The sequence below is a fragment of the Ottowia sp. genome, assembly GCF_016703145.1.
Classification (GTDB): domain Bacteria; phylum Pseudomonadota; class Gammaproteobacteria; order Burkholderiales; family Burkholderiaceae_C; genus Ottowia.
Window position 1 is genome coordinate 1358531 of sequence record NZ_JADJCO010000003.1, and the last position, 17667, is coordinate 1376197.

A 17667-nucleotide genomic window follows, 5' to 3' on the forward strand; every position below is an offset into this window, starting at 1 on the left:
CCGGGCCTTACCGGCTCGCGCCAGCATCCCTGCAAACCCACCTACCGGCTCGCGCACCCGCTGAACCGCCCGCACCAGCGCCGCGCGGTCGATTGCGTCGCCGCAGGTCCATTGCCGTCTCGGTCATGGCGTCAGGCGTTTGCTTCACAGCTTCTCAGTCCCCGCGCACCGCGATCGCCGCGAACATCTCGAACACCGTCACGCCCAGCGCGTTGGCGATGACTTCAATCGCGTTCAGCGTCGGGTTGGCGCGGCCGCGCTCGATGCGGCTCAAGTAGGTCTGGTAGAAGCCGCAGCGCTCGCCGAACTCCGCCTGGCTGAGGCCCTGCGCCAAGCGCATGTCGCGCACATATTCTCCGAATCGCTGGGCCAGGCTGCTCACCCGTGCGACTTTCGACGTTATGCTCTTATTCGCATAAACACTAATTCATATAAACACGGTGTCGTGGAAGACTCCGCCATCGGCAAACAAGGACAACAAGGAGGAGTCGGTGCCCATCGACCTGGAGCAGTACGACGAACTCGTGCACGCCATCTACGCCGCCGCGCTGCAGCCGCGCGAATGGCACGCCGTGCTGGGGCGCATGAGCGCGGCCTTCGACGCCAGCGCCAGCCTGCTCTTCACGCCCCTGCACAGCCCGGCGCAGGGCGGCTTCGCCTTCACGCACAACATCGCGCCGGCCACGGTCGAGCGCTGGGGCGCCAAGAGCATCCGTGACGATCTGTTCATCCAGCGCATCGTCGAGCGCGGGCTGCTGGCGGACGGCATGGCCTGGAACGGCGACGACCTGGTGCCGCGCGCCGAGGCCCACGCCAGCGCCTTTTACAAGGAGCTGTGGGCGCCGGCCGGCCTGTCGCACGGCTGCATGGGCGTCGTCTTCAGCGGCGGCGACGCCCGCCAGCTGCCCACCGCCACCACCCTCTTCCGGGGGCCAGGCGCCGAGCCTTACACGCCCGCCCACGCGGGACTGCTGCGGCGCCTGCTCACGCACCTGTCGCGCTCGCTGGGCGTCATGTACCACCTGCGCGACCAGCAGCTGCACGTGGCCGCCACGCTGGCCGCGCTCGACCAACTGCCCGGCGCCGTGGTGCTGCTGGACGCCACCGGGCGCAGCACTTTTGTCAGCCGCGCCGCCGACGCCCTGCTGCGCCGCAGCGACGTGGTGACCACCCGCCCCGGCGCTGGCGACGCCGTGGGCCTGCGGCTGGCCGCCCCGCTGCGCGCGCAGGAGGCCGCGTTTCAGGCCCTGCTGCGGCGGGCGCTGCAGCCGTTGCGGGACGCGGGGGCGGATGGCGCGGACGCCTATTTCTCCGACGCGCTGGTGCTGACGCGGCCCGACGGTCGGCCCGCCTGCGTCATCCACGCCGCGCCGCTGGGCGCCTCGCACGGTTTCGACACCGGCGCCCGCGCGGCCCGCGCCATCGTGTTCCTGTACGAGTTGGACAGCGCCACGCGCGTGCGCCCCGAACTGCTGTGCGAGCTGTTCGGCCTCACCCTGGCCGAGGCGCGCGCCGCCCTGCAGGTGCTGCACGGCGGCCGCGTGCCCGAGATGGCCGAGCGGCTGGGCGTATCGGCCAACACCTTCAAGACGCAGTTGCGGCTGGCCTACGAGAAGACCCACACCCATCGGCAGGCGGACCTGCTCAAGCTGCTGCTGGCGCTGGTCACGCACTGATCCAATTTACTACTTTAATAGTAGCTACAAAGGTAAGTTTGACAACGGCTGGAGTCCCGTAGGGTTCATTTTTATTGAATCCGCCGCGCCAACGCACAGCCCTCACCCTGCCAGGTGATGCACCGCCGAAACGCTTCTTTTCGTGTCCCGGGTCGCAAGCCGATGAAGCTGGCCGCGCGCGAACTGGGCGCAGCCACGACAGGGCTTGCTCATCGAAGCGTTCGTTTCATTGCGCTACTTCCTCACCCAACTGGGTGATGTACGGGAGAAGTGTTTCTTTTAATGTCCCCGATGTCGCAAGACGAAACGCACAAACGACCACCAACGAGCACAACCATGAGCCACAACCACAGGAAGGCCCTGCTGATCCGCGCCTTCACCCTCACCGCCGCCCTGTCGCTGGCCGCCTGCGGCGGCGACGGCGGAGACGACACGCCCGCCCCGGCGCCCACCCCCGCCCCGGCGCCCACCCCCGCCCCGGCGCCCACTCCCGTGCCCCCGCCGCCCGCCCCCATCACCCTCACCGGCGAAGTCGCCCGCAACGGCACCCTCAAGAACGTCGTCGTCTGCCTGGACCTGAACGCCAACGATGCCTGCGATGCCGGCGAACCCGCCTCCGCCCCCACCGGCGCCGACGGCAAGTACACCCTGACCTACGACGCCGCCACCGTCACCGGCGCCGCCTCGGCCCGCCTCATCGCCCCCGTCAAGACGGGCGACCCCGCCGCCACCACCACCGCCATCGACGCGTACAACCCCGCCGTCGCCGCCACCACCGCCGACTACGTGCTCCAGCGCCCCGCTGGCGCCGGCGGCGCCATCAACCCGCTGACCACCCTGGTGCAGGCCGGCGTGGCCGCCGGCATGAGCGAGGCCGACGCGCGCGCCAACGTGGCGGCGCAACTGGCCATCGCCCCCGCCAAGATCGAGAACTACCAGGACGACCCCGCCTGGGACGACGCCCAGGTGCGCGACACCGCCCGCACGGCGGCGGCGCTCATCTCGGGCATGCTGCGCCAGGGCATCGCGCTGCAGGTGGGCGACCAGGCGGCGGCACTCGACGCAGCCACCACGCTGAACAGCCTGTCGTACACCAGCGCCAACGATTTTTACGTCCAGACGCTGGACCGCTCCGCCAAGGCGGCGGGAACATCGGGCGCACAGGCCACCGACGCGCGCAGCGGCAAGACCGGCGGCACGGCGCGGCCCGACGGCGGCGCCGGCAATGCGCTGTACCGCTCGGCCTACCTGGCGGCGGACGGCTGGAAATACTGCGACCGCGGCGTGGCGATCCAGAGCACGCTGGGCAACCCCAGCCGGTCGGTGAGTTGCGGCGTGCGCACGACCCTGGGCTGGAGCCGTTCGGGCAGCGTGGCGGGCCAGGCCATGGCCGACCTCGTGACGCGCTGGCAGGGCGAGCCGTCCAACACCATCAACGTGGGCGTCGCGACGGCGGGCCTGAACGGCGCGCTGGGCAGCGTCCAGTTCCCGGCCGGCGCCGAGGAGCAGGTGCGCACCAGCGTGGTGTTGAGCAACGACATCACCATCGACAACTTCTGGACCCGCGCCCTGCCGGACGACCGCCGGACGCTGGAAGCCGTGATCGCGAAGTACCCGGCGGCGGGCGTCACGCTGCCCACGCCAGCCGGCAGCCTGAGCATGGGCGTGAGCAGCAGCGCGCTGCGCAACCTGCGCGTGGCCTTCACCGGCGCCGGCATGGTGCAGTTCTACGAATGCGACCTGAACGCCGACGGCACCGTGGCCTCCAACTGCGCCGCCGCGACGACCGGCACCTACGCCATCGAGACCGTCCACGGCCAGCGCCTCCTGCGCTTCGCCGGACAGCCGCCGACCCCGGCGGTGAACTACGACGTGGTGTACGCGCAGGTCGATTGGGGCGGCGCCGACAACCAGTGGGTCTACCGCGCGCACGCCATCAAGGGCGACTTCAACGGGCGCCTGTCGTCCAGCAACCGCCTGAACCCGCCGGCCTGGGCCGCGATGAAGGCGCAACTGGGCCTGTGACGGCAGCGCAGGGCGGGGGGCGTCCTGCCTTGCATCGATTCACCTCCGAAAAGTCAGGATGATTACCCACCATGCCGATGTCCAGTCCTGGAATCACAGCGATCCGGCTGGCATTGATGCGCATTTTATGCCAAGCGGTTTGGGTGGAGTTATTGGCGGTCAATGGATGATGAATTGATTGAATATCGCCTCAATTGAAAATATTCGTGATGCCGATCCCTTGCATTCGGGTTTTTCAGATCCTCACTAACAAAATGGATAAATACCATGGCTGATGTCGGAGTTGTAAATTCAGTGCCTCTGGATTCTATTGTGCAAGTTGTTGGTGCCATAATTAACGCCGGGGCTTTTATTGTCGGATTCATCATGACCAAGCCGCCGGTTGTTGTCCGCCAACATCCCATGTTTTCGCATGTGAAGCCTTTGGTTGCGGTTATCATTGGTGTATCCATCGTGCTCGGTTGGTTGTACCTGGCAAATAGTGAGGCGCCGAAGTATCTCAAATGGATTGCTGCGGGTTCCACTTCGCTTGGGTTCATGGTCTTTTTCTGGTCTGCCCATCTGGTTGAAAGGGCATACCTCGAAAATGGAAATGCTCATAACAAAACTTTGTTGCTTTTTTCCTATATCATCTACAGCGTTCTGATCAGTCTGGGGCTGGCTTCGGTGGCGCTGGCTGCTATTGTCGTAAAATTTAATCCGAGCAATCCGGGTTCTGTTGCCGAAAAGGCATCGAAAGATTATCAACTTGCGTTGGAGGTGGTTGGAATTTTTGCGGCAACTTCTCATACGGAAGTACCCTTCCAGGTCTCATCTGGTCAAATAAATGTGGGCTGCGAGAGCGTTGCTCAAGCATCTGTGCTTTTTGATCTTCCGAGAAATTCGAAATTCATTGGTCGTCCAAGTGCATCTTGGATGAATACCGCCAATGTTTCGAGGGCGCCGGTAGATGATCCAAAAGTGGCCGGCAACAGGGCTATTGCCAGTGGCCATATTCGTGGGCTGGACCGCCAAAATCTTATCTTTGCTCAGAACTGTCCTGGTGGAGGCCATGGTGAACTGGTACTGAATGGTCACTATCAAACCTCGGTCAGCACAAAAGAGCCAAAGAAGGTGCAGATGAAGGCTGAAATTTCATCGGCAGCGGCGAAGCCATACATCATTACGCTACCAACTGCGCAAGAGATGGATATTGATTCGGTGGAGGTCGTTGTGAATGAATCCGGAGAGGCTTTTCATCTGCGCAAAAATGAGGGTGCGAAGGTGTTTGTGGATGGCATGTTCAAGGCCGAGGTTGATTATGAAAAGCGTGAACTCGTCATTGAACGGCGGCCTCAAATCCGAAGTGCAACACCCCCTGCTGTAAGGTGTTCACATGCCATCCGCCTCCCGATACGAACAACTCCAACCCGAAGACCGCATGACGATCGCGAGCATGCGCCAGCAAGGGCAAAGCGTGCGCGCGATGGCCCGCACGCTGGGGCGATCGCCATCGACGATCAGCCGCGAGCTGGCGCGCAACACGGGCGCTGACGCGGCCTACGGCTCGCACCGCGCACAGCTGTCCTGCCAGGCGCGCCGGCGTGCTGCCCGCCCTCTTGCCAAACTGTCTTCTGACAGCCTGTCCTGGAGCCTGGTGATGACCCTGTTGGACTGGAAGTGGTCGCCCCAGCAGATTGCCGCTACCCTCAAGCGCACCTTTCCCAACGAGGCCGCGCGCCACGTGTCCCACGAAACCATCTACACCGCCATCTACGCCCAGCCTCGGGGCGAACTGCGCCGCCAGCTCATCGCCTGCCTGCGCCAGGGCCGTGGCACACGGTTGCCGCGCAGCCGTGGCACCGACCGGCGTGGCCAGATCCCCGAGATGGTCAGCATCCACGTGCGCCCACCCGAGATCGAGGATCGCGTGATGCCCGGCCACTGGGAAGGCGACTTCATCAAAGGGGCGGGCAACAAGTCCTCCGTGGGCGTGCTGGTGGAGCGCTCCAGCCGCCTGGTGCTGCTGGCCAAGATGGACGATGCCACGGCCAGCTCGGCGCTGGCCGGTTTCACGGCCAAGCTCAACGCGATTGCCGATCCGATGCGCAAGAGCTTCACCTACGACCAGGGCAAGGAGATGAGCTACCACCGGCAACTGGCCGCCGCCACGGGCGTGCAGGTCTACTTCTGCGACCCCCACAGCCCCTGGCAGCGCGGCACCTGCGAGAACACCAACGGGCTGCTGCGCCAGTACCTGCCCAAGGGCACTGACCTGAGCGTGCACAGCCAGGACGAACTGGACGCCATCGCCGACAGCTTGAACAGCAGACCTCGCGCAACCCATGGCTTCAACACCCCGCTGGCCGTCTTCTCACACCTGCTGGCCATGGCTCCAGCAGGCTCCAGTTCTCGCTCAATAACCACGTGTTGCGCTTCGGTCTTGAAACCGCCAACACAATCAATATATGAATCGTAAGAAATGAAGCCATGCAACGAAAATCATACCGTTACGAATAATTTAATCGATCAAGTTTTTCCAAGAAGCGTCGTTCATGCCATGAATCAAATCGCAACCACCTACCCTGCAATGCCTAAAAATCAGAACGGCTTGCGCTTGTGTCACCTGCTCTCCACCCTCGCCTTGGCCCTGTTGCCCGCCTGGGCCGCAGCGCAGACAGCTCCGCTCAACGACACAGGCCAGATGCAATGCGTGAACAACGCGGGCACCTGGGCCGCTGCCTGCGATGCTGGCAGCACCGGCAACGCTGCCACGCACCCCGGCCAGGACGGGCGCTTCGGCCGCGATGCCGCCCAGGCCGCCGGGGCGCTGCCGACCAAGACCGGCGGCGGCGCGGCGGGGTTCGACTTCAACGCGCTCGACGCCAGCGGCAACGTCACCACCACGCTGGGCAGCCACCCCTGCGTCTACGACAACGTGACCGGCCTGCTGTGGTCCACCCAGACACTGGGGCCGATGGACCATGCCGCCGCCATGGCCGCTGGCGCCGCATACAACAGCGCCAACCGCTGTGGCCGCAACACCGGCTGGCGCTTGCCCACGCGGCGCGAGCTGCTGTCCATCGTCCACAACGGCGCCTACAGCCCCGCCATCGACCAGACGTACTTTCCTGGCACGGCATCCAGTTGGTACTGGTCGTCGGATACCTACGCACCCGATCCAGCCGTTGCGTGGGGCGTCTTCTTCTACGACGGCTTCGCCGGCGCCGACGGCAAGGCCGGCACCAACTCGACTCGCCTGGTGCGAAGCGGACAGTGATTTTTCCCTTTTTTGTCCCTCTACCGTAACGGCCATGGCCTACGCCCGCCAACTGCCCCTGTGGAGGGCCGCCATGGATCTGGCCGTGCACCTGGAGCAGGCCGTTCGCCGCTTTCCGCGCCACCACAAGTACACCCTGGGCAACCGACCTGCGCCGCTGCGCGCAGCGGCTGTGCCGCCTGCCCACGCCTTCATCGCCTACACCCATGACCAGCACGACCACCCTTCGCACCGTCCTGCGCGCCTGCGGGGCTTCCTGGAGCCTGGCCGCCGCGCTGCTGGCACCCGCCGCCTGGGCCGCGCCCTTCACCGTCGATACCGTCAATGGCACCGTGACCGACGCGGCCACCGGCCTGATGTGGGACCGCTGCGCCTGGGGCCAGACGGGGACCAGTTGCTCCGGCAGTCCCGCCGCCAGCACCTGGGCGCAGGCGCTCACCGCCGCGCAAACGGCCAATACCACTGCCCACAAGGGCTATACCGACTGGCGCCTGCCCAACAAGAACGAGCTCGAATCGCTGGTGAAGATCGATGCGGTCTCTCCTGCCATCGATATCACGGCTTTCCCCAACACCCCTGCCAGCGGCAACCCCAGGATCTTCTGGTCTTCCACCAACTACGCGCCCGATCCAGCCATCGCGTGGTTCGTCTACTTCGACGTCGGCTACGCCGACGCCTACGTCAAGTCCCTCACCCTCTCGACTCGCCTGGTGCGGAGCGGACAGTCCTTTGCTTTTTTCGATACCCTTGACACCACGGCGCCCATCCTCACCGCCGGCCCCACGCTCACACCCGGCCCCGACGGCACCACGGCCGGCGCCGGCGTGACGGTGAGCGAGAACGCCACTGGCTACTGGCTGGTGCTGCCGGCCGCCAGCCCGGCGCCCAGCGCCAGCGACTTGCTGGCCCTGGGCCCAACGCAGCAAGTGGCCCTGACAGGCAACGTGGCGGCCAGCATCCCGCTGTCCGGCCTGACGCCGGGCACGGCCTACCGCTTCCACTTCATCGCCCGCGACGGCGCGGGCAACGCCAGCGGCGTGAGCAGCACGCCCTTCACCACCCCCAGCGTGCCCGGCGCACCCACGGGCGTGGCGGCTGACCCTGGCGCCCACGGCAGCGGCGAGGTCACGGTGAGCTGGACGGCGCCGGCCGACAACGGCAGCGCCATCACGGGCTACAGCGTGGCGGGCGCGCCCAGCGGCACCTGCACCGCCGTTGCCCCCGCCACCAGTTGCACGGTGAACGGCCTGCCCAACGCCGCCAGCTACACCTTCACCGTGACGGCCACCAACGGCGTGGGCCCCGGCCCCGTGTCCAGCCCCGCCGCCGGCGCCACGCTGCAAGGGGCGCAGACCATCACCTTCGCCGACCCCGGCGCGCAGGCGGTGGGCACGCCGCTGGAACTGGCGGCCACGGCCTCGTCCGGCCTGGCGGTGAGCTTCGCCGTCTCGGGCGATTGCAGCCTGGGCGGCAGCACGCTCAGCTTCACCAGCGCTGGCACCTGCACCGTCACGGCCAGCCAGGGGGGCGATGCCAACTGGGCCGCTGCCACGGACGTGGCCCACGGCTTCGCCGTGGCGCTGCGCAGCCAGACCGTGGCAGTGCCGGGCGGCACGGCCACGGCCCGCTTCAGCGGCGGCGGCGCGGCCTGCACCTTCGAGAGTCTGGCGCCCACCACGCCGGCCACCAGCGGCCCGGCGCAGCCGCCGGCGGGGCTGGTCTTCACGCACGGCCTGCTGGACTTCGTGCTGTCGGGCTGCGACCAGAGCGATGTGACGATGACGGTGACCTACCCGCAGGCGCTGGCGCAGGGCACGCAGTACTGGAAGCTGCACGCCGGCGACTGGGGGCAGTACCCGGCGCAGGTGGACGAGGCGGCGGGCACGGTGATGTTCACGCTGCGCGACGGCGGCGCGGGCGACGACGACGGCCTGGAGAACGGCCGCATCGTCGATCCCTCGGGCGCGGCGCACCGGGTGGCCGCCAGTGCCGCCGCGCGCCGGTGCCCGCGCTGGGGCCGTGGGCCTTGGCGGTGCTCGGCCTGGGGCTGGGGCTGCTGGGCTGGCGCCGGCGGGGGTGAGCCTGGGCCGGGCGGTTCGTCAGCGCTTTGCTGTCATCCGACCGGCTTGGGCCTTCTGCTGTGATTCTTGACTGAGAACTACAAAAATGAGAGCTGTTGCCGTTTGTCCAGCACTGGGCGAGGGGGCGCCGGGGCTGCTGTCCGCGCTGCTGGCTGGCGCGGCGACGCGGCAGGACTGGGGTTTGAGGGGTTTCAGGACACTGGCCCGCGCCCATCAAGCGTTGACAGCTATCAGATTTGATTGATCCTGGTGTTGGATGAGGTGTTGGCAGGGATGAGCGCCCGGCGGAGAACCATCAAATTTGATAGCTGACCACGAAGTATCCATACGGGCTACAACCCAATCCGGCATGAGAATTAAGCCGCCGCCGGACTCCACTGAACCTAGAAACGGCAGTTGACCGCTCGCCATCTTCAGGAAAGCCGCATGGGTGCTGACTTTCGCTGCTTCGATGACCTTCACCTCTTGGGTGAGCGCGCTACGCGCCCGCCAGCACCGCGCTCGCCGCGCCATGCGGCGTTGCTCGTCCTTGCAGGCATCAGCCTGCCGCGTCCTCGCGCCTTGCCTGCCACGCCGATCACGGCACTGGCGGGCGCGTTCAACTGCCGTTTCTAGGCTGAACGCGAGTGCCTTGGCGCCCTGCGCGGGGCGCGGCGGGCGCGCCAATGGCGAGGTGGTGAAGCTGGCGCCGCGCTGAGCGCGCGGGCGCCGCTATCCGGACGCGCGTCCGGGGTGCCTTGCGGCCTCAACCGCCGCGCAGCACCTCGCCAAAGCGCTTGATGCCCTGCTGGATGACGGCCTGCGCGCCGGGCGACCAGCGGCCCATGTCGTAGAAGCCGTGGATCATGCCGGGGCCGGGGATGTGCTCGGCCTGGCCGCCGGCGGCGTTCAGGGCGGCGACGTAGGCGATGGCGGCGTCGCGCAGCGGGTCGAACTCGGCCGTCACCACCACGGCGGGCGGCAGGTCGGTCAGGCTCTTGGCCTGCAGCGGCGCCAGGCGCGGGTCCAGGGTGTCGCCAAAGCCGCCGGCGTAGTGGTTGTAGAACCAGGCCATGGTCTCCGCTTCGAGGAAATAGCCCTTGCCGTTCTGCTCGATGCTGGGGTGGCTGGCGTCGGCGTGGTCCACGGCCGGGTAGATGAGGAACTGTGCGGCCAGCGGAATGCCCGCGTCGCGCAGCTGCTGCGCCACCACGGCCGAGAAGTTGCCGCCCGCGCTGTCGCCGGCCACGGCGACGGTGGCGTTACCGCCCAGCTCGCCGGCGTGGGCGATCACCCATTGGGTGGCGGCCACGGCGTCGTCGATGCCGGCGGGGAAGGGGTGCTCGGGCGCCAGCCGGTAGTCCACCGACACCACCACCGCCTGGGCGCCGCGGCAGATGTCGCGGCAGGTGTTGTCGTGCGTGTCCAGATCGCCGATGACGTAGCCGCCGCCATGGAAGAAGGCCACGGTGGGGAAGGGCCCGGCGCCCTCGGGCCGGTAGATGCGCGCCTTCAGCGGACCGGCCGCGCCAGGCACGGTGGTGTCCTGCACGCTGGCGACGGGCACGATCTGCTCGGGCGTGCGGCTGCCGGCGGTCAGCATCAGAAAGCCGGCGCGGGCTTCGGCGGGCGTGCTTTCGTGGATAGGCTTGGCGCCCGCGCTGGCCATCATCTGCAGCATGCCGGCGAGGTGGGGATCGAGAGGCATCGGGAAATCTCCTGTGGTGGTGAATGGGAAAAGGTGGCGCGGCTCAGAAGCTGTGAATGAATTCGCCGCGTCCGCGCATCCCGCGCAGGGGTGTGCCATCAAGGCGCAAAGCGCAGACGTAGCGCGGGCTACGGCGAGCATTTGCAACGCCGAGGGCGTGCGCCTGCGCGGGATGCGCGGGCGTGGCGGGTTCGTTCACGGCTTCTCAGTAGTAGGCCAGCGCGCTGTCGTCGGGGCGCACGCCGGGCAGGATGGCGCGCTCCTCGGGGTACTCCATGCCGTGCTTCCAGGGGTGGCGGTCGCCCTGGCGGAACATGCGGTGCTGCGCGCGCAGCACGTAGCCGGCGTTGAAGTTGTCGGGGTCGATCCAGGGCAGGCGCGGCATGCCGGCGTCCTCGCCGCGCAGCGTGGGCACTACCGCCGCGTGGCCCTGCGCGCGCATGTGCTCGACCACGCGGCCCACCAGGTCGCAGACCAGGTCCACGCGCAGCGTCCAGCTCGACCGGAAGTAGCCCTGCAGGTAGGCCATGTTGGGCAGGCCCTCGATCATCACGCCGCGCCAGGTGACGCGCCGGCTGAAGTCCACCGGCTCGCCATCGACGCCGAAGGGCACGCCGCCGAACAGGTGCAGGTTGAAGCCCGTCGCGGTGACGACGACGTCGGCCGCGAGGTGCTGGCCGCTGGCCAGCCGGATCCCCGTGGCGTCGAAGCATTCGATGGTGTCGGTGACCACCGAGGCCTGGCCGCCGCGGATGGCGGCGAACAGGTCGCCGTCGGGCACCAGGGCCAGGCGCTGCTGCCACGGCCGGTAGCCGGGGTTGAAGTGCCGGTCCACGTCGAAGCCCTCGGGCAGTTGGGCGCGGGTCTCGTGGATGAGGAAGGCGCGCAGTGCCTCGGGCTGCTCGAAGGACATGCGCACCACCTCGGCGTTGCGGGCCAGGTGGGCGCGGCGCAGGATCTCGTGCGTCCATTCATCGGGCAGATCCAGCGCGCGCAGCGGGGCTTCCAGCTCGTGCGCCCAGGGCTGGGCCGCGAAGAAGGTGGGCGAGCGCTGCAGCATGGTCACGTGCGCCGCCGAGCCGGCCAGCGCCGGGATCAGCGTGGCGGCCGTGGCGCCCGAGCCGATGACGACCACGCGCTGGCCCGCGCAGTCCAGGTCCTGCGGCCAGTGCTGCGGATGCACCACCCGGCCCTCGAAGTCGGCCAGCCCCGGCCATTGCGGCGTGTGGCCCTGGCCGTGGTCGTAATAGCCGGAGCACATCCAGAGAAAGCGGGTGGTGAAGGTCAGCGTCTCGCCCGAGTCCGTGCGCGCCACTTCCAGTGTCCAGCGCTGCTCTTGCGACGACCAGTCGGCCGTCATCACCTTGTGCCGGTAGCGGATGCGCGGCGCCAGGCCGTTCTCGTCGATCACCTCGCCCAGGTACGCGCGGATCTCGTCGGCCGTGGCGATGGAGCGGCCGCGCCAGGGCTTGAAGCCGTAGCCGTAGGTGTAGAGATCGCTGTCCGAGCGGGCGCCCGGGTAGCGGTGCGTCCACCAGGTGCCGCCGAAGCCGTCCATCGCGTCCAGCACGGCGAAGCGGCTGCCGGGGAAGCGCTGGTGCAGGTGGTACGCGGCGCCGATGCCCGAGATGCCGGCGCCGACGATGAGGAAGTCGAAATGCCCGCCGCACGACGGCGAAGCGCTCGGGTGGCTGGTGCCCATGGGGCAGGTCTCCTGTCGAGGGGGAAAGGTACGTGCGGAGCCATCTTAGCGCCACGTCCGGGTGATTCCGTTTGCTATATAAAAAGTAGCTAAAACCGTAGGCTAGAAGCGGGGTGAATGCTGAATATGACCTGAATCGAAGCCTCCGCCGGTGGCTTCACGGCGCCAGCCGCTCGCGCCGCCAGCCTTCGCCCTCGCGCAGGTACACCAGCCGGTCGTGCAGCCGGCTCGGGCGGCCCTGCCAGAACTCCCAGCGGTCGGGCGCCAGCCGGTAGCCGCCCCAGTGCGGCGGGCGCGGCGGGTTCAGCAGGAATTTGGCGCCGTACTTGGCGGCGGCGGTCACCAGCACCGAGCGGTCCGCGATCACCTGGCTCTGCGGGCTGGCCCAGGCGCCGATGCGGCTGTCCAGCGGGCGGCTGGCGAAATAGGCGTCGCTCTCGGCGTCGCTGACCTGGGACACCTGGCCCTCGATGCGCACCACGCGCTCCAGCTCCACCCAATGGAACTGCAGCGCGGCAAGGGGGTTGCCGGCCAACTCGCGGCCCTTGCGGCTGTCGTGGTTGGTGTACCAGACGAGACCGCGCGCGTCGAAGCCCTTGACCAGCACGATGCGCGTGCTGGGGCGCAGGTCGCTGCCGACGGTGGCCAGGGTCATGGCGTTGGGCTCCGGCACCTGGCTGGCGCGCGCCTCCTCGAACCATTGGGCGAACTGTTGCAGGGGGTCGGTGTGCGAGGCGCTTTCGGACAGCTCGGCGCGCTCGTAGCTCTTGCGCAGGTGGGTGATGTCGGGGCTGGCGTTCATGGGCGCAAGTATAGAAATCGACGTCAGGCGCCGTGCGGCGTGGGCGCGTGCGCCAGCAGGGCCGCCAGGCGCCGGTCGTCGACGCCGTGCGCGCGCAGGCTGGCGTGCGTTTCGCGCGCGTAGTCCAGCGTGCTGCCGTAGCGCCCGCGCGCCTCGCGGAAGATGCGGCTGTAGTGGTCGGGCGTCAGCTGGCCGGTGAAGGACGGGCTGCGGCGCGACAGCGTGAAGGCCAGCGCCGCCACCGGCCCGTGCGGCGTGGCGCAGCGCAGCCAGCGCGCGTCGTACACGCTGGTGGGCATCTCGCGCGCCCACAACTGGTCCAGCACCGCGTCGGCGTCGCGCCGAGGGATGCGGTACACCACGCCCCGGCAGCTGCCGCCCGGCAGCAGCGCGAACACCAGCCCCGGCGACTCGGGCGTGCCGCGGTTGATGCGGCTCCACATCGCCAGCGCCCGGTGCCAGCCGGCCACGCGCGTGGCGTGCCGTTCGGCAAAATTGAAGTCGGGCCGCCAGATCAGAGAGGCATAGCCAAATACCCAAAGATCGCCCAGATGGTGGGGCGCCTCGCCGGCCCGGCGGCGCCACTCGGCGCGCGTGGCCGCCAGCAGCGCCAGCGGGTCGCGGCCACCCTGGCGCAGGTGCTCGAAAGGCGCGTAGGCGGAGTGCATGTTGAGTGTTTATACAATCGGCCTCAAATTTTGATTGGAGCCACTGAGCATGAGTTCACAAGATGATGACAGCCACGGCATCGTGTTCGCGGTGCTGGCCGGGGTAATCCTGCTGGCCATCAGCCTCGCCATCGGCGTGGGCCTGTACCGCACCAGCAAGGGCGCGGCGGCGGTAACGGCCGCCCAGGGCGCCACCGGCGGTGCGGGCGCGGGTGCCATGGCCGCCGCCGGCCACGCGGGCGCCGCCAGCGGCGCGGTGGGCGACGACGCCGCCAGCGTGCGGGTGGAGGAGGGCGTGGTGAAGTTCTATTTCGCCACCGCCAAGGCCGACCTCGCCACCGGTGCCAAGGAAGCCCTGGGCGACGTGGTGAAAGGCGTGGCGGCCGGCAAGACGGCCGTCATCAGCGGCTACCACGACGCCACCGGCGATGCCGCCCGCAACGAGGAACTGGCCAAGCAGCGCGCCTTGGCCGTGCGCGACGCGCTGCTGTCGCTGGGCATCGGCGAGGACAAGGTCGAGCTGAAGAAGCCCGAAGTGAGCACCGCCAGCGGCAGCAACGCCGAGGCGCGCCGGGTGGAAGTGACGCTGCAATAAGAACGGTTAACGACGGCCCAGCCACGCGCAGGTGTAGGGCCTTCTGATTTCAGGCGGGCTTGCGCAGGAAGCCCTGGTTGGCGCCGTTGCGGTTGGGCGAGAAGCCGTTGGCGGCCAGCGTTTCCTCGGCCGTGTCGTAGAACACGCCGATCTTCATGATCTCGCGCGCCTGCTGTGCCGTGGCGATGGGGCGGCCGAATTCACCGTCGGAGATGCGCACCAGTTGCTTGATCTGTTCGACCGAACTCATCTTGCCGGTGCGGCGCTGGTTCCAGAGCACGTCCTCGATGCCGCAGCGCACGTGCAGGCCCAGGGCGATGCCGATCATGTTGATGGGCAGCACGTTGAGCACCGAGCTTTCCACCGTGATCACCGCGCCATCGGGCGCGGCGCGCAGCATGTTGGCCAGGTTGAAGATGTTGGCCTGGTCCATGCCGCCGCTGATGGCCACCCAGTTCATCACCAGCGGGCCCTTGTAGACGCCGCGGCGGATCATGCGCTCGATCGTCTCGAAGCTGTTGATGTTGTAGACCTGGAACTCGCTCTGGATGCCGGCGGCCGTGAGGCGCCGAATGTGTTCCTCCACGAAGCTGGGGTTCGAGGGGACGATCATGTCCTTGTAGGTGTTATAGAGGTTCGGGAAGCCGCGCGACACGCCCCGGAAATCGTCCTCGCCCGCGTGCTCGGTCACATTCATTTGCGTGGTGTTGACGGTCACCGTCACCTGGTCGGGCCTGGGTTCGAGGTCGGCCAGCATGTGGCGCGTGTCGTCGGACAGCCACTTGGCTTCGCCGCCCGGGCCTTCGGGCGCGAAGCTGATGGAGCCGCCGACCTGGATGACCATCTCCGGCACGGCCTTGCGCACCCCCGCGATCAGTTCGTTGAACATGGACAGGCGCTTGCTGCCCTTGCCATCGGCTTCGCGCACATGCAAATGCAGCACGGTGGCGCCAGCCTCGTAGCAATCCACCGCTTTCTGGATCTGCTCTTCCATCGTGACCGGGATGTCTTCGGGAAAGTCCGAGGGAATCCAGCCCGGCGCGTAGGGTGCGGCGGTGATGATCAGGGGCTGCTGGTTTTCGGGGTACAGGTGGCCGTCGAGAAAGTTCATGGAGGGTCTCCGGATTGAGAAATGAATGAATAAAACGCGGGCTCTACTCGGGCTTGATGTTTCCGTCCACGACGATCTTTCGCCAGACGGCCAGATCGTTCTCAACGATCTTGGCGAATGCCGGGCGGCTGATGCCTTGGGTGGGCTCCACGTTGACGCGCCGGCTGCCTTCCTGCACCGCGGGCGTGCTCAGTGCCGCGTTGATCGCGTCGTGCAGCCGGTCCAGGATCGGCGCGGGCGTGTTCTTGGGCGCGAAAACGCCGTTCCAGCCGGTCGCGGGGAAGGGAAAGCCCTGCTCCGACATCAGCTTGACGTCGGGCAGTCGGGAGGCGCGCGCATTGCCGTTGACGGCAATGCCGCGCAGCCTGCCCTGCTGGATGAAGCCCAGCGGCGACACCAGGTCCACCCAGCCGATCGGAATCACGCCGCCCACGATGTCCGTCACCAGCCCCGGCGAGGTCTTGTAGGGCACGTGGTTGAGGGTGATGCCCGTGCGCTGCCGGATCCATTCCATCGTCAGGTGGCCATTGGAGCCCACGCCCCAGCTGCCGTAGGACGGGTACTGGGCCGGTTCGCGCCGCAGCAGCTCCACCAGCTCGGGCAGGGTGTTGGCGGGCACGGAGGGATGCACCACCAGCAGCACGCCGCCGACAGCGGTCAGCGCAATGGGCTCCAGATCGCGCAAGGTCTTGACCGGCAACTCAGGGTTGAGCGCCTCGGCCATGACGGTGGCGGTGGACGAACCTTGCAGCAGCGTGTAGCCATCGGGGGCCGCGTTCTTGAGGGCCTGCGTTCCCAGCAGGCCGTTGGCGCCGGGGCGGTTGTCGATGACGAAGGGCTGGCCCAGCGCCTTGCCCAGAGGCTCGTACAACTGCCGCGCGAGCACGTCGACCACGCTGCCCGCGCCGCTGGGCACGATGACCTTGACGGGGCGGGCCGGCCACGGCGGGTCGCCTTGGGCCCGGGATGCGCTGTACAGCACGGAAGCGGCGCTGCCCAGCACGAGATGCCTGCGCGTGAATGAGGGGGTCATGGGTCGTCTCCTTCGTCAGTTGTCCACCGTGATGCCCGTGTCGGCCACGATCTGCTTCCACATCTTCAGATCCCGGCCGATGACGGCCTGGAACGCCGCGGGCGACTTCGCTTGGGCGGCCTGGACGTTCAGGGCGGCCACTTTCTTCACCATGTCGGGCTGGTTCTGGATGCGCGTGATCAAGGCGCCCAGGCGCTCCACGATCGGTGCTGGGGTATGTGCCGGGGCCAGCACGCCAAACCAGCCGACCGGCTCGAAGTCATAGCCCTGCTCCTGGAACGTGGGAATGTCCGGCGTGCGCGGCAGCCTGACGATGCCGGTCACCGCGATGCTGCGCAGCCGCTTGGTCTCGATGAAAGGCAGCGGCGCCCCAGGGTCGGTGAAGCCGATCTTCAGCGTGCCGGTGGCCAGTTCGGTGAGCAACTGGCTGGACTGCTTGTAGGCCACATGAGGCATCTCCATGCCCGTCTTGCGCTTGAGCCACTCCATCGTGAGATGGCCCGAAGAGCCAACGCCCCAGGTGCCGTAGGAGTATTTGCCGGGGTTGGACTTCACGAGCTGGACCAGCTCCGGAAGGTTCTTGACCGGCATGTCGTTGCTCACGTGCAGGATCACGCCGCCCTCGACGGTTTGCGCCACCGGCGCCAGGTCCTTCGTGACGTCGTAAGGAAGGTTCTTCATGAGTGCGGGCGCCATCACCGTGTTGGAGCCAGTGGTGTAGAGCAGCGTGTAGCCGTCGGGCGCCGCGCGCACCACGGCCTGGGTGCCAATGATGCCGCTGCCGCCCGGCTTGTTGTCCACCACGACGGGTTGCTTGAGTTCCGCGCTCAGGCGCTGCGCCAGCTCGCGGGCCAGCAGATCGGTGCCCGAGCCGGCCGAGGACGCGGTCACCAGCGTGATGGGCCGGCTGGGCCACGCATCGCCCTGCGCCCATGCCGCGCAGGAAAACAGGAGTGCCGTGGCAACAGCCGCGGCAGGGCGAAAGACGGTCAGCAGTTTCACGGGGAGTCTCCTTGACAAGTGCCAGC

General features: G+C 67.6%; 17 protein-coding genes and 1 pseudogene. 8 read left to right on the forward strand and 10 right to left on the reverse strand.

The features are described from left to right. Positions 1-154: 154 nt before the first annotated feature. On the reverse strand, positions 155-382 hold the full coding sequence (locus tag IPG65_RS10255) for a helix-turn-helix transcriptional regulator (protein ID WP_293189090.1): 228 nt from the start codon (positions 380-382) through the stop codon (positions 155-157). A 109-nt stretch (positions 383-491) separates the two neighbouring features. Here IPG65_RS10255 and IPG65_RS10260 point away from each other — a divergent pair, with 109 nt between their 5' ends. The 7 genes and pseudogenes from IPG65_RS10260 to IPG65_RS19355 all read left to right on the forward strand — a co-directional run bounded on the left by IPG65_RS10260 (position 492) and on the right by IPG65_RS19355 (position 9040). Continuing rightward, a complete protein-coding gene (locus IPG65_RS10260) occupies positions 492-1676 on the forward strand; it encodes a hypothetical protein (protein WP_293189091.1) in 1185 nt (394 codons plus the stop codon). A 336-nt stretch (positions 1677-2012) separates the two neighbouring features. Continuing rightward, entirely contained in the window at positions 2013-3701 is a 1689-nt protein-coding gene (locus IPG65_RS10265) for a hypothetical protein (RefSeq protein ID WP_293189092.1), read from the forward strand. A gap of 267 nt (positions 3702-3968) precedes the next feature. Beyond that, complete coding sequence (locus tag IPG65_RS10270; protein ID WP_293189093.1) at positions 3969-5234, forward strand: hypothetical protein; 1266 nt, start codon at positions 3969-3971, stop codon at positions 5232-5234. Beyond that, positions 5122-6159, forward strand: coding sequence for an IS30 family transposase (locus IPG65_RS10275; protein WP_293189094.1), 1038 nt, complete (start codon positions 5122-5124; stop codon positions 6157-6159). Before IPG65_RS10270 ends, IPG65_RS10275 begins: the two co-directional genes overlap by 113 nt. 81 nt (positions 6160-6240) lie before the next feature. After that, the gene (locus tag IPG65_RS10280) at positions 6241-6960 is read left to right on the forward strand and encodes a DUF1566 domain-containing protein (RefSeq protein WP_293189095.1); all 720 of its coding nucleotides are present in this window, start codon (positions 6241-6243) and stop codon (positions 6958-6960) included. 206 nt (positions 6961-7166) lie between these two features. Further along, positions 7167-8918 (forward strand): annotated as a pseudogene (locus tag IPG65_RS10285) (DUF1566 domain-containing protein); the annotation flags it as partial. Positions 8919-8992: 74 nt separating this feature from the next. After that, positions 8993-9040 carry a hypothetical protein gene (locus tag IPG65_RS19355; RefSeq protein ID WP_366932134.1) on the forward strand — a complete coding sequence of 16 codons (48 nt, stop codon included), beginning with the start codon at positions 8993-8995 and terminating at the stop codon, positions 9038-9040. A gap of 214 nt (positions 9041-9254) precedes the next feature. Here IPG65_RS19355 and IPG65_RS10290 read toward each other — a convergent pair whose 3' ends face one another. From IPG65_RS10290 to IPG65_RS10315, 6 genes are all read right to left on the reverse strand, one after another. Then, on the reverse strand, positions 9255-9503 hold the full coding sequence (locus IPG65_RS10290) for a hypothetical protein (protein ID WP_293189097.1): 249 nt from the start codon (positions 9501-9503) through the stop codon (positions 9255-9257). A 283-nt stretch (positions 9504-9786) separates the two neighbouring features. Then, the gene (locus tag IPG65_RS10295; RefSeq protein ID WP_293189098.1) at positions 9787-10728 is read right to left on the reverse strand and encodes an alpha/beta hydrolase; all 942 of its coding nucleotides are present in this window, start codon (positions 10726-10728) and stop codon (positions 9787-9789) included. A gap of 43 nt (positions 10729-10771) precedes the next feature. After that, positions 10772-10927, reverse strand: coding sequence for a hypothetical protein (locus tag IPG65_RS10300; RefSeq protein ID WP_293189099.1), 156 nt, complete (start codon positions 10925-10927; stop codon positions 10772-10774). A 6-nt stretch (positions 10928-10933) separates the two neighbouring features. Further along, on the reverse strand, positions 10934-12430 hold the full coding sequence (locus IPG65_RS10305; RefSeq protein WP_293189101.1) for an NAD(P)/FAD-dependent oxidoreductase: 1497 nt from the start codon (positions 12428-12430) through the stop codon (positions 10934-10936). Positions 12431-12587: 157 nt separating this feature from the next. After that, positions 12588-13232 carry a pyridoxamine 5'-phosphate oxidase gene (pdxH, locus tag IPG65_RS10310; RefSeq protein WP_293189103.1) on the reverse strand — a complete coding sequence of 215 codons (645 nt, stop codon included), beginning with the start codon at positions 13230-13232 and terminating at the stop codon, positions 12588-12590. A gap of 23 nt (positions 13233-13255) precedes the next feature. Continuing rightward, positions 13256-13900: a gamma-glutamylcyclotransferase gene (locus tag IPG65_RS10315; RefSeq protein WP_293189105.1), complete on the reverse strand. Its 645-nt coding sequence runs from the start codon at positions 13898-13900 to the stop codon at positions 13256-13258. A 49-nt stretch (positions 13901-13949) separates the two neighbouring features. Between IPG65_RS10315 and IPG65_RS10320 the strand changes: the two genes are divergently transcribed. Further along, positions 13950-14495, forward strand: a complete 546-nt coding sequence (locus IPG65_RS10320; protein WP_293189107.1) for an OmpA family protein — start codon at positions 13950-13952, stop codon at positions 14493-14495. Between the two features lie 49 nt (positions 14496-14544). Here IPG65_RS10320 and IPG65_RS10325 read toward each other — a convergent pair whose 3' ends face one another. From IPG65_RS10325 to IPG65_RS10335, 3 genes are read right to left on the reverse strand one after another with little or no spacing between them, the layout of a single operon-like run. Beyond that, positions 14545-15606, reverse strand: coding sequence for a 3-keto-5-aminohexanoate cleavage protein (locus IPG65_RS10325; protein WP_293189109.1), 1062 nt, complete (start codon positions 15604-15606; stop codon positions 14545-14547). A 43-nt stretch (positions 15607-15649) separates the two neighbouring features. Beyond that, the gene (locus IPG65_RS10330) at positions 15650-16639 is read right to left on the reverse strand and encodes a tripartite tricarboxylate transporter substrate binding protein (RefSeq protein ID WP_293189111.1); all 990 of its coding nucleotides are present in this window, start codon (positions 16637-16639) and stop codon (positions 15650-15652) included. Between the two features lie 15 nt (positions 16640-16654). After that, positions 16655-17641: a tripartite tricarboxylate transporter substrate binding protein gene (locus IPG65_RS10335; protein ID WP_293189113.1), complete on the reverse strand. Its 987-nt coding sequence runs from the start codon at positions 17639-17641 to the stop codon at positions 16655-16657. Positions 17642-17667 lie beyond the last annotated feature (26 nt).